Origin of the sequence: Thiemannella venezuelensis (genome assembly GCF_014203605.1) — a bacterium.
GTDB classification, from domain to species: Bacteria; Actinomycetota; Actinomycetes; order Streptosporangiales; family Streptosporangiaceae; genus Planomonospora_A; species Planomonospora_A venezuelensis.
Window position 1 is genome coordinate 273,321 of record NZ_JACHJJ010000001.1, and the last position, 12,467, is coordinate 285,787.

Below are 12,467 nucleotides of genomic sequence, written 5' to 3' on the forward strand. Positions count from 1 at the left end.
ACGCCCCCCGGAGGAGACCGGCCCTGAGCTCCTTCCCGCCGCCGGAATGCGGCGGCGGAACCCCCGCACCCCTCAGGTGAGCGCGTCGAAGCCGGAGCGGAGGTGGTTGACGCGGTCGGTGAGGTCGGACAGGGGGCCGGTGATGGAGGGGTCGCCGGTCTTGCGGGCGAGCTCCCGGACCCGGGTGAGCTCGTTCTCGACGGCGGTCAGGCGGCTGGACAACTCGGGGAGCACGGCCGCCTGGTCGCCGGATCTCCCCGGGGGGAGCTCGGCGGCGAGACGCTCGCGGAGCAGGGAGGCCTGCTCGGACAGGCGCCGGTTCATGTTGTACAGCTCGACGAAGACCGAGACCTTGGCCCGCAGCACCCACGGGTCGAACGGCTTGGTGAGGTAGTCGACCGCACCGGCCGCGTAGCTGCGGAAGGCGTAGTCCGGAGCGCTGTCGACCACGGTCAGGAAGATGATCGGGATGTTCCGGGTCCGCTCGCGGCGCTTGATGTGCGAGGCGGTCTCGAAGCCGTCCATGCCCGGCATCCGCACGTCCAGCAGGATCAGCGCGAAATCACTGCTAAGCAGGGCTTTCAGCGCCTCTTCGCCGGACCGCGCCCGGACCGGGACCAGATCGAGGGAACTGAGGATGGCCTCGAGGGCGATCAGGTTCTCCTCCCGGTCGTCGACCAGGAGGATCTTGGCTCGGTCGGGCATCGATCACGCCCCTTCACGGGAGTCAGCGGCCGGCGTCCGGCCCCGGGAGAGCCAGCCGCGCAGGCGTTCGAGCAGACGGTCGACGTCGACGGGCTTGGGGACGTAGTCGGAGGCACCGGAGGCGATGCTCTTCTCCCGGTCACCCTGCATCACCTTGGCGGTCAACGCGATGATCGGCAAGTCGGCGAACTGCGGCATCTGGCGGATCGCCGAGGTGGTCGCCCAGCCGTCCATCTCCGGCATCATGATGTCCATCAGGACCAGGGCGACGTCCTCGTTGCGTTCGAGCTGCTCGATGCCCTCCCGGCCGTTCTCGGCGAAGACCACCGTGGCGCCGTGCCGCTCCAGCACGCTGGTCAGCGCGAAGACGTTGCGGATGTCGTCGTCCACGATCAGGATTTTGGCGCCGCCGAGGGGGTCGTCGCCCGTCCAGTTCTGGCCGCCGTTCTCCGATGCGTGCGGGACCGGCAGGGCCGTCTCCTGCGCCGACGGGATCTGCGGCAGCTCGGGGAGCTCCCCCGGGGCGCCGATGACGATCTGGTCGCGGGCGGCCCCGGAGTTCGGGATGGCGGCCCCGCCGTCGCGGGAGGCCAGCGGCCCCCCGTAGGACGGCGGCAGGTAGAGGGTGAACGTGCTCCCCCGGCCGACCTCGCTGACCACGTGGACCTCGCCGCCGAGCAGGCGGGCGATCTCGCGGCAGATGGACAGGCCCAGGCCGGTCCCGCCGTACTTGCGGCTGGTGGTCCCGTCGGCCTGCCGGAACGCCTCGAAGATGATGTCCAGTTTGTCGGCCGCGATGCCGATGCCGGTGTCCACCACCTCGAAGGCCAGGATGCCGTCGGAGCCGCGCAGGGTCTCGTCCATGAACGGGGCGTCCCGCTGGGAGTGGATCACGCGGAGCCGTACCTCGCCCTTGGGGGTGAACTTGATCGCGTTGGAGAGCAGGTTGCGCAGCACCTGCTGGAGACGCTGCTCGTCGGTGCGGAGCTCCTGCGGGACCGACGGGTCCACCTCGACCGCGAACGACAGGCCCTTGTCCCGGGCGAGCGGGGCGAAGGTGGCCTCGACGTAGTCGACCAGCTTGGGCAGGGAGACCTGCTGGGGGTGGATGTCCATCCGCCCGGCCTCGACCTTGGACACGTCCAGGATGTCGTTGATCAGCTGGAGCAGCGCGGAACCGGCGCCGTGGATGGTCCGGGCGAACTCGACCTGCTGGGCGGTGAGGTTGCCCTCGGCGTTCTCGGTCAGCAGCTTGGCCAGGACCAGCAGGCTGTTGAGCGGCGTGCGCAGCTCGTGCGACATGTTGGCGACGAACTCGGACTTGTAGCGGGAGGAGACCGCGAGCTGCTCGGCCCGCTCCTCCAGCGTTCGGCGGGCCTGCTCGATCTGGAAGTTCTGGATCTCGATGGCCCGGTTCTGCTTGGCCAGCAGCGCGGCCTTGTCCTCCAGCTCGGCGTTGGAGCGGCGCAGTTCCTCCTGCTGGCGCTGGAGCTCCTCGGAGCGTTCCCGCAGCTCGGTGGTGAGGCGCTGCGACTCGGTGAGCAGGTCCTCGGTCCGGGAGTTGGCGATGATCGTGTTCATCGTGACGCCGATGGTCTCGACGAGCTGGGTCAGGAAGTCGTGGTGGACCTCGCTGAACTCCTCGAACGAGGCCAGCTCCAGCACGCCCAGCACCTGGTCCTCGAACAGGACCGGCAGCACGACGATCTGCGCCGGGACCGAGGTGCTCAGGCCGGTGTCCACGGTGAGGTAGCGGGCGGGGACGTTCCTCAGGATGATCCGCTTGCCCTCCATCGCGGCCTGCCCGACGATCCCCTGGCCGGTGGCGAAGCGCTGCCGGGGGCCGGTCCCGGCGCGGGCGCCGTACCCGGCGATGAGGTGCAGGTCGTGGTCGCCGGCGGGTTCGGCGAGGTAGAAGGCGCCGTAGTGGGCGGAGACCAGCGGGGTCAGCTCGCTCATGATGAGCTTGGCGACCTCCATCAGGTCGCGGTGACCCTGCATGAGCCGGGAGATCCGGGCCAGGTTGGACTTGAGCCAGTCCTGCTCCTGGTTGGCGGTCGTGGTGTCGCGCAGCACCGCCACCATCGTGTTGATGTTGTCCTTGAGCTCGCCGATCTCCCCTCCCGCGTCGACGGTGATCGAGCGGGTCAGGTCGCCCTGGGCGACGGCGGTGGTGACCTCGGCGATCGCGCGGACCTGGGTGGTGAGGCGGCCGGCGAGCTCGTTCACGCTCTCGGTGAGGCCCTTCCAGATGCCCTCGGCGCCCTCCACCCGGGCCTGGCCGCCGAGCTGGCCCTCCGAGCCGACCTCGCGGGCCACGCGGGTGACCTCCGCGGCGAACGAGGAGAGCTGGTCGACCATCGTGTTGATGGTGGTCTTCAGCTCCAGGATCTCGCCCTGCGCGTTCACGTCGATCTTGCGGGTCAGGTTCCCCTTCGCGACCGCGGTGGTGACCTCGGCGATGTTGCGGACCTGGGTGGTCAGGTTGTTGGCCATGACGTTGACGTTGTCGGTGAGGTCCTTCCAGACCCCCGAGACGCCGCGCACGCGGGCCTGGCCGCCGAGCTGGCCCTCGGTGCCGACCTCGCGGGCCACGCGGGTGACCTCGTCGGCGAACATCGACAGCTGGTCGACCATGGTGTTGAGGGTGTCCTTGAGCTGGAGGATCTCGCCCTGCGCGTCGGCGGTGATCTTCTTGCTCAGGTTGCCCTGGGCGACCGCGGTGGAGACCGCCGCGATCTGGCGGACCTGGGTGGTCAGGTTGTTGGCCATGAAGTTGACGTTGTCGGTGAGGTCCTTCCAGACCCCCGAGACGCCGCGCACCTGCGCCTGGCCGCCGAGCTGGCCCTCCGAGCCGACCTCGCGGGCCACCCGGCTCACCTCGGAGGCGAACGAGGAGAGCTGGTCGACCATCGTGTTGATGGTGGTCTTCAGGGCGAGGATCTCGCCCTGCGCGTCCACGTCGATCTTGCGGGTCAGGTCGCCGTTGGCGACCGCGGTGGTGACCTCGGCGATGTTGCGGACCTGGTAGGTCAGGTTGTTGGCCATGAAGTTGACGTTGTCGGTGAGGTCCTTCCAGACCCCCGAGACGCCGCGCACGCGGGCCTGGCCGCCGAGCTGGCCCTCGGTGCCGACCTCGCGGGCCACGCGGGTGACCTCGTCGGCGAACATCGACAGCTGGTCGACCATGGTGTTGAGGGTGTCCTTGAGCTGGAGGATCTCGCCCTGCGCGTCGGCGGTGATCTTCTTGCTCAGGTCGCCCTGGGCGACCGCGGTGGAGACCGCCGCGATGGCGCGGACCTGGGTGGTCAGGTTGCCCGCCATGACGTTGACGTTGTCGGTGAGGTCCTTCCAGACCCCCGAGACGCCGCGCACCTGCGCCTGGCCGCCGAGCTGGCCCTCGGTGCCCACCTCGCGGGCCACGCGGGTGACCTCCTCGGCGAAGGCGGAGAGCTGGTCGACCATCGTGTTCACGGTGTTCTTCAGCTCGAACATCTCGCCGACCGCGTCGACGGTGACCTTCCGGCTCAGGTCGCCCCGCGCGACCGCGGTGGTGACCAGCGCGATGTCGCGGACCTGGGCCGAGACGCGGCTCGACATGGTGTTCACGGCCTCGGTGAGGTCGCGCCAGCTGCCCGACATGCCCCGCACGTTGGCCCGGCCGCCGAGCCGGCCCTCGGTGCCGACCTCGCGCGCCACGCGCGTCACCTCCGAGGTGAACAGGGAGAGCTGGTCGACCATCCCGTTGATCGCCTTGCCGAGGCGGCGCACCTCGCCCCGCGAGCCCCGGTCGAGGTCGATGCGGCGGGACAGGTCTCCCTTGGCCACCGCGTCGATCACGTCCGCGGCTCCGGTGACGGGCCCCACCAGGGCGTCGATCAGGGAGTTGACCGAGTCGACGCTCTCGGTCCACGAGCCCACGCCGGGGCCGGGGGAGAGGCGTTCGCCGAACCGGCCCTCCCGGACCACCTCGCGGCGGACCCGGTGGAGTTCGTTGGCCAGGTGCTCACGGCGGTCGGCGACCTCGTTGAGGAGCAGCCGGATCTCGCTCAGGATCCCGGGAGGCGCGTGCGGGACCCGCCGGCGGAAGTCTCCGTCCCTCCACGTGATGAGTGTCTGGAGGATCGGCTGCAGGTCTGATTCGCTGTAGCGCCTCTCCTCGACGTCGGGCATCGCGTCGGCCGTGGTCATTAGACCTCCTTGACTCCCGTGGGGGGCAACCGCGGGCAAGCCCAGTCTGTCACGATGCGCAACTCGTAGTCCCGACATCGATTTACCGCATGTCAGCCCGGAGTGTGGTAGTCAGGGAACAGTGACCAGTGTTCCCCGGGCCGTCCTGGCCGCGACCTTCGCCCCAGGAGACACGGCCGTGCCCGCGGCCAGGCGGTTCACCAGGGAGGTGATGACCGCCTGGGCCGCCGTGTCCGTGCTGGACGCGGCCGAGCGGCTGGCGGCCGAGCTCTCCGCCCAGGCCGTGGACGGCCCGTTCGAGGTGGTCTGGAACCACCTGGGCGACGGCGTGCAGGTCGAGGTGCGGCAGAAGAGCGTCCAGGAGGCGGGGCCCGGCAGCCCCGGCGTGGCGGTCGAGGAGTGGGGGGTGTCCTTCGCCGGGCAGCACCGCACGCACTGGGCCCGGCTCGCGCTGCCCGGCGCCTTCGGGCAGGTGACCACGGAGTGGGCCGAGGAGGAGCAGCGCCGCGGGCCGATCGGCTGGCTGGGCTTCCTCGCCGACGCCAGCGACCTGCTCGCCGGCACCCTCAACCCGGACATGGTGCCCGCGATCATCGCGCAGATCGCCGTCCCCCGGCTGGCCGCCTGGTGCGCGGTCTACATGTGGACCGAGAGCGGCGGGCCGCAGCGCCCGGCCTACCTGTGGCACACCGACGAGGCGCGCATCGACGGGCTGCGCGAGGAGCTGGCCGGCGTCCGGGTCCCGGAGACCGGGGGCTCGATGCAGCTCGGCGACTCGCACGTGCTGGTCGTCCCGCTCCTCGCCCGCGGGCGGGCGCTCGGCGCGATGTGCCTGGGCCGGTCCGACCGGTTCACCGACGACGTCATCCAGTACGCCGGCGACATCGGCCGCCGGGCCGCGCTCGCCATGGACAACGCCCTGCTCTACGCCCAGCAGGCCGAGGCCAACCGGGCGCTGCAGCGCAGCCTGCTCCCGCCCGACGAGCCCCGCGAGATCCCGGGGCTCGACTCCGCCGTGGTCTACGAGCCGGCGGGCGAGACCAACGAGGTCGGCGGCGACTTCTACGACCTGTTCGCGGCCGGGGACGGCAGCTGGCGGTTCGCGGTCGGCGACGTCTGCGGGACCGGGCCGGTGGCGGCCGCGGTCACCGGGCTGGCCCGCCACACGCTGCGCCTGCTCGCCCGCGAGGGGTACGGCGTGGCCGCGGTCCTGGGCCGCCTCAACCAGGCGATCCTGGAGGAGGGCGACCGGGCGCGGTTCCTCACCCTGCTGCACGGGGAGATCACACCCGTGTCCACCGGCCTGGAGCTGCGGCTGGTCTCGGCCGGGCACCCGGAGGCGCTGCGGCTGAAGCCCAACGGCGCGGTGGAGCCCGTGGTGACCTCCCAGTCGCTGCTGGGCGTCTTCCCCGAGGCGACGTTCGAGGCGGACCTGGTCCACCTGGACCACGGCGACGTGCTGCTCGCGGTGACCGACGGGGTGACCGAACGGCGCCAGGGCAGCAGGCTGCTCGACGACGACGGAGGGCTGGCCAAGCTGCTCGCCGAGTGCGCGGGCCTGTCGGCGGGGGCGGTCGCCGCGCGGATCCGCCGGGCGGTGCAGGAGTTCGCCCCCGAGCCGAGCGCGGACGACATGGCGATCGTGGTGCTGCGCGCCCGCTGAGTCCCCGCGCGGCGCCGGCGCCCGGCAGGGCGGCGCCGGGATCAGCCGGCCGGCTTCAGGTGCCTGCGGGCGAAGTCCAGCTGGGCCGCCATCTGGGCGATGCGCTCGGAGACGACGAGCGAGCCGTGACCGGCGTCGTACCGGTAGACCTCGTGCTCGTGCCCGCGTCCGGCGAGCCGGGCCACGTAGCTCTCGATCTGGCGGATCGAGCAGCGGGGGTCGTTCTCCCCGGCCAGGATCAGCAGCGGCGCCTCGACCCGGTCGACGTAGGCGATCGGCGAGCAGTCCGCGTAGCGCTCGGGCTGTTCGGCGGGCGACCCGCCGAACAGCGCGCGGTGGTAGGCCCGCAACGACTCGGGCTCGTCCTCGTACGCCACCAGGTGGTCGGCGATCGGCACCGCCGCGATGCCCGCGGCCCACGCCTCCGGCTGCGTGCCCAGGCCCAGCAGGGTGAGGTAGCCGCCCCAGGAGGCACCGGCCAGCACCAGCCGCTCCGGGTCGGCCAGGCCCCGCCGGACCATCGCCTCGCGGACCGCGGCCACGTCGGCCAGCTCCATGTGGCCGACCTCGCCGGCCAGGGCGTCCCGCCAGGCGGAGCCGTACCCGGTGGAGCCCCGGTAGTTGACCCGCACGACCGCGAAGCCGTGGTCCACCCAGGCCGCCACCTGCGGCACGAAGGAGTCGTCGTCCTGCGAGAACGGCCCGCCGTGCAGGAGGAACACCGTGGGGTACGGCCCGGCGCCGCGCTCGGGCCGGGAGACCAGGGCGTGGATGCGCCCGCCGGGACCGTCCACGTCCACGTCCTCGGCCGGGACGGACGGCGGTGCGGACGACCCCGCGTGGTTCACCACCACCTGGCCGTTGCTCGATCGGATCACCGGCGGGTGGGCGCCGCTGGACCAGGAGTACTCCACCGAGCCGTCCGGGCGGGGCGCGGCCGCGTCGATCATGCCGTGCCTGGTCTCGATCGGGGTGAGCACGCCTCCGGCCAGGTCGTAGCGGTGCAGGTGGGTGCGGCCGCGGTTGGCCCGGACCACCAGCAGGGAGCGGGCGTCGCCGTACCAGTCGGCGGTGATCTCACCGGGGTCGGGCAGCCAGATCTCCCGCTGCTCGTCGCTGACCGGGTCCCAGACCAGCGGCTCGCGGCGGCCCCGGCGCTCGTGCAGGGCGAGCAGCCGCCGGTCGCCGAAGACGGGGGCGAAGCGCAGGCCGACGATGCCGCTGCCGGGGCCGTCGCGCAGCTCGCCGACCGTCTCGCCGCACTGCCGTACCACCTTCAGCGAGGGGTGCCGGGCGTCGCCGTGCTCGCTGTGGTTGATCGCGATCAGGGCGCCGTCGAGGGAGACGGCGGCGACGGAGGCGTCCTCGGCGTGCTCGTAGACCACCTTCGCGGGGGCGCCCGGCCGTACGACGCAGACGGTGAAGCCCCTGCCGGGACGGGCCATGCCGATCACCGCGTCGCCCGTGGCGGCGAGCGCGATGCCGACGGGGTGGCCGGGTTCGAGGTCGACGGGCTCGTCCGGGCCGCCGGTGAAGGGCTGGCGCATCCAGCGGCCCCACTCGTCGCCGTCGGTGTCGGCGAACCACCAGATCCACTGGCCGGTGGGGTCGATCGTGCCGTGGGAGGTTCCCTTGGGGCGCGAGGTGACCTGGCGGGCGGTGTTCTCCGACCGGTCCCAGGCGTAGACCTCCCAGGCGCCGGAGGCGTTGCCGCGGTACACGGCGCGGGTGGGGGCCTGCCGCGCCCACACGGGGAGCGTCACGCGCGGCGCACGGAACCTGGCCTGCCAGCGTTCCTCCGCCTTCATATGGCGCGTCCCTCCGTCAAGGCGTCGATCGTGCCGGACGGATGCCGGCCCGCCGGATTACCGTCCAGTATGTCGTTCGTAGAGGTGATTTGCGCTGGGAATGTAGGAATTTCGGACTAAATGCCACTTCAGTAACATGCGTCACGAAGGTGCTTGTCAAGGAAGCCGCTTGATCATGGACGGCGTTCAAAGGTAGACAGGCGGAAAGAAGCAGTCACTTCGCTACTTTCGGTTAATTCTGTGATTTTCCTCCGTATGTCATTCGATTCCGTGTGCCAGGCGCTCGGCCCCATGCCCACGACGGCCTCGACCGCGGCGCGGTCCAGGGCCATCGGGAACTCGTGCGTGCTCCGGCCGGTCTCGGCGAAGTGGCCGCTGAGGCTCTCGGCCATCCGGCGCTCCTTCGACTCGTCCACCGAGAGCAGGCCCAGCCGCTCCACCAGCGGCTCCAGATGCCGCGACGTGGGAGTCACGACGACGAGCGCGCCGCCGCGCCGCAGCACGCGCGCGAACTCCGCCCCGTTGCGGGGGGCGAAAACGTTGATCAGGACGTCGACGGAGCCGCCGCGGACCGGGAGCGGCCGCCACACGTCGGCCACCACCGCCCCCAGCCTGGCGTGCGCCCGCGCGGCCCGCCTGGCCGCGTGCTTGGAGACGTCCAGGGCGATCCCGGCGGCCTGCGGCAGGCGGTCGAGCACCCGGGCCAGGTAGTAACCCGTCCCCGCCCCCGCGTCCATCACCACGGCGCGGTCCGCGTCCCGTCCGCCCGCGATCTCCCCCGGACCGCCCCCCGCGCCGCCGCCCGTCGTACCGCCGCCCCCCGCGCCGCCGTCTTCCCCGCCGCCGGGCCCCTCCCGCTCCGCCGATCTCCCGCCCGCCGTCCGCAGGGCCGTACGGCAGGCGTCGGCGACCGCGTCCGCGAGGGAGGCGAAGTACCCCGCCCCCAGGAAGCCGTCCCGGGCGGCCACCATGGCCGCGCTGTCGGCCGTCCCCGGGACCTGGGAACCGGTCAGCAGGCTGACGTAACCCTGGCGGGCGACGTCGAACGCGTGCCCCCGCGGGCAGCGCAGCGCCCGCTCCCCGGTCTCCAGTCCGTCCCCGCAGACCGGGCAGGCGAGGTGTTCGACGATGTCAGACAGCATGTCTTCATCATCCCGTCTCCGGAGGGCGCGACCGGACCGTCGTCCCGCGCCTCTACGATGGCTCGCCGCGCCATGAACCGATCATGGCGGTCCCGACGGGAGAGGAACCCGCCATGCCCGAGAGCCCCCCGGTGCCCCCCGCCGGGACGGCGGCGCGTCTGCGGCCCCGGAGGGCGGCGTGGTTCCAGTGGGCCGCCGCCTTCGCCGTCGCGGTCGCACCGGCCTTCTACTGGACGTTCATCGGCCCCGACTCCTACAGCTACGGCTACGGCTGGGTCGGCGAGCCTCCGAGGTGCCCGGGGCACGCGTTCATGGAGGAGCGCGGCTACGGGATCCTCGGCGCCGTCTACGAGGTGCCCTTCTTCGGGTTCGGCGGCTCGCCGCTCATGGCGGGGGCCCTCGCGGCGTGGCTGGCGGGGAACCGGCAGGGCATGCCGCGGATCGGCCGGACCGCCGCCCGCCTCGCCGCCGCCGTGATCGGCCTGATCACCCTGCTCCCCCTCCTGCCGACGGGGCTGGACATCGCGCTGAACGCCGAGTGCCTGGATGTGTGGGGCGGTCCCTTCATCGTCCTCACCGGCGTCGCGCCGGGGCTGACCGCCTCCGTCTCCGTGGCGCTCATGCTGCGCGCCGTACGGCCGCCGCACGCCCGCCGCTCCCACGCGGTCCGGGCCGCCCTGGTCCTGCTCATGCTGCCGCTCCCGGCCTTCCTGCCGGTCTCCGACACCGTTCCGGGCAAGGTGTCCGGTCGTGAGGAGTGCTTCTCCACCGGCCTCGGATTCCCCGAGGACGCCGCGGCGGAGGGCGGGGGCGCGGGGGACGGGGACCTCGAGAAGCGGTTCGTCTGCGTGGCGCGCGAGGGCCCGTGGGGGCAGGGAGGGGTTCCGGAGTTCGCCGGAATGCCCGACGAGCAGGTGCTCTCCTACGGCCGCCACCTCTGCGCCGCGGTGGTGCGGGCCGGCGGGGACGCGCGCGATCGCGCGCCGTACGCGTCGCTGGGGCTGACGTACGAGGTGGGGCTGGCCGAGTCGCTCAAACTGATCTGCCCGCAGGTGGTCGCCGTGGAGAAGGCCAGGGCCGAGCAGGAGCGCCTGGCCGAGGAGCGCAGGCAGGAGGCGCTCGAGGCCAAGTGCGCGGCGTATCCGCCGCACCGGCCGCGCATCCGGCCGGTGCGGCGGGCGGCGGGCGCCGTGCACACCGACTACAACGCCCTCGTCGCCCTTGAGGACGAGGACGTCGAGATGATCGAGGCCGCCCCCCTCTGGGTGGAGGGCCTCGCCGGGGCCGAGGCCGGGGTCCTCCAGGTGACGGTGGCCAACGAGTTCGCGACCGTCTGCGTCACGGCGGAGGCCTACGACCGGCGGCCCCCGCTGGAGCGGCGCGGCTGGGACCTGGTCAGGGAGATCCCCTACCGGAGCACCCGCGGGAAGCTGACGTTCGTCGACTTCTACGGGGGCAGGAGGCTCGTCAACCTCACCGTCGCGGGCAGGGGCGACTACCGGGTCCGCGTCCACGTGCGCGGGAGCGGGAAGGCGGCGGCGAACTGGGAGGAGGACGCCGTCGAGCAGTTCTTGATCATGGTTTATCCGGCTGGCGGCTCGTTTCGAAACGAATGACGTGCCGGCTGGTGACAGCCGCACCACCCGCGGAAGATCAGCGGCATGTCTTCCCCCGGCCTTGTTCCCGGCGGTCCATGGGAACGCACAGCCCCGGGATCGAACGCCCTGTCATCCGGACAGGCAGGTGAAGAAGCGGCGGATGTCCTCGCCGAGCAGGTCCGGGGCGTCGTGCGCGGCCCAGTGGCCGCCGCGGTCGAACTCGTGCCAGGACACGATGTACCGGTGGTCCCGCTCGGCGAGTCTCCGGACCGGGCGGAAGTCGTGGGCGAAGCTCGCCAGGCCGATCGGGAACGTGGTCGGGTTCGGATACGCCGAGGCGCGGTCGTTCTCGTGGTGGAAGCGGGCCGCGGACGCCGCGGTGCCGGTGAACCAGTAGATCGAGGCGTTGGTCAGCACCACGTCCAAGTCCACACCGGCCAGCGACCGGCAGATCCAGGCGAGCTGACCGGCCGGTGAGCCGGTCGGCCCGTGGCGGAGGACCCGCGGTCGCTCCTGCCGAGCCCCGTCGTGGACGGCGGCGCCGACGGAGGAGTGCGGGAGGTCCGGGTACCCCATGCCCTCCGGAGGAGGACCCTGCGACTCGGCGGGGTCACCGGAGGGGAAGATCTGGTTGACGTGCACGGCGATCACGTGTTCGGGATCGATCCGGCCGAGCACCGGCGAGATGACCGAGCCCGCGTCGTTCCCGTGCGCGCCGTACCGGTCGTAGCCGAGCCGCCGCATCAGCTCGGCCCAGGCCCGGGCGACGCGCACGGCGTCCCAGCCCTTCCCGCGGGTGCGCCCGGAGAAGCCGAACCCGGGGATGGACGGGATCACCAGATGGAAATCGCGTGACAGCGGCTCGACCAGGTCCAGGTACTCCACGAAGGTGCTGGGCCAGCCGTGCGTGAGGATGAGCGGCGTCGCCGCGGGGTCGGCCGAGCGCACGTGCACGAAGTGGACGGTCTGGCCGTCGATGACGGTCGTGAACTGCGGATAGGAGTTCAGTCTCGCCTCCTGCGCCCGCCAGTCGAAGGAGTCGCGCCAGCGCTCGGCGAGGTCCCGCACGTACGCCGGAGGCATGCCGTACCACCGGTCCGGCCGCACGGGGCCGGACGCCGGCCGGTCGGCCGGTTCCGCGGGCGGCGGTCCAGCGGTCCAGCGGGTGCGGTCCAGGCGGTCGCGTAGATCGTTGACGGCGGCTTCCGGGATCGCGATACGGAACGGCCTGATGTCCTCTGCCATGCCTCCACGATCCGGGTTCGGGCAGGCATGGCGGCAGTGCCTGGTGCACCGGTCCATCTGCCCATCGCATGACATCCACGTGCAAAATGCACATAATCATGAATTCCGCGGGTGA

The 12,467-nt window shown here is 72.1% G+C and carries 7 protein-coding genes; 2 read left to right on the forward strand and 5 right to left on the reverse strand.

What is annotated here, in order from left to right; all coding sequences use genetic code 11:
* Window positions 1–72: 72 nt before the first annotated feature.
* Both FHS22_RS01435 and FHS22_RS01440 read right to left on the reverse strand, forming a co-directional pair.
* Complete coding sequence (locus tag FHS22_RS01435) at window positions 73–705, reverse strand: response regulator (RefSeq protein ID WP_184937601.1); 633 nt, start codon at window positions 703–705, stop codon at window positions 73–75.
* Between the two features lie 3 nt (window positions 706–708).
* Window positions 709–4,896 carry a HAMP domain-containing protein gene (locus FHS22_RS01440; RefSeq protein ID WP_184937603.1) on the reverse strand — a complete coding sequence of 1,396 codons (4,188 nt, stop codon included), beginning with the start codon at window positions 4,894–4,896 and terminating at the stop codon, window positions 709–711.
* A gap of 121 nt (window positions 4,897–5,017) precedes the next feature.
* Here FHS22_RS01440 and FHS22_RS01445 point away from each other — a divergent pair, with 121 nt between their 5' ends.
* On the forward strand, window positions 5,018–6,559 hold the full coding sequence (locus tag FHS22_RS01445; protein ID WP_338047550.1) for a PP2C family protein-serine/threonine phosphatase: 1,542 nt from the start codon (window positions 5,018–5,020) through the stop codon (window positions 6,557–6,559).
* Window positions 6,560–6,600: 41 nt separating this feature from the next.
* On the opposite strand, the gene FHS22_RS01450 is transcribed toward FHS22_RS01445, so the two are convergent.
* Together FHS22_RS01450 and FHS22_RS01455 are read right to left on the reverse strand one after the other, a co-directional pair.
* Window positions 6,601–8,367 carry a S9 family peptidase gene (locus FHS22_RS01450; protein ID WP_184937605.1) on the reverse strand — a complete coding sequence of 589 codons (1,767 nt, stop codon included), beginning with the start codon at window positions 8,365–8,367 and terminating at the stop codon, window positions 6,601–6,603.
* A gap of 173 nt (window positions 8,368–8,540) precedes the next feature.
* Window positions 8,541–9,509 carry a putative RNA methyltransferase gene (locus tag FHS22_RS01455; protein ID WP_184937607.1) on the reverse strand — a complete coding sequence of 323 codons (969 nt, stop codon included), beginning with the start codon at window positions 9,507–9,509 and terminating at the stop codon, window positions 8,541–8,543.
* Between the two features lie 113 nt (window positions 9,510–9,622).
* Here FHS22_RS01455 and FHS22_RS01460 point away from each other — a divergent pair, with 113 nt between their 5' ends.
* Window positions 9,623–11,125, forward strand: coding sequence for a hypothetical protein (locus FHS22_RS01460; RefSeq protein WP_184937608.1), 1,503 nt, complete (start codon window positions 9,623–9,625; stop codon window positions 11,123–11,125).
* Window positions 11,126–11,236: 111 nt separating this feature from the next.
* Here FHS22_RS01460 and FHS22_RS01465 read toward each other — a convergent pair whose 3' ends face one another.
* Window positions 11,237–12,352 carry an epoxide hydrolase family protein gene (locus tag FHS22_RS01465; protein WP_184937610.1) on the reverse strand — a complete coding sequence of 372 codons (1,116 nt, stop codon included), beginning with the start codon at window positions 12,350–12,352 and terminating at the stop codon, window positions 11,237–11,239.
* Window positions 12,353–12,467 lie beyond the last annotated feature (115 nt).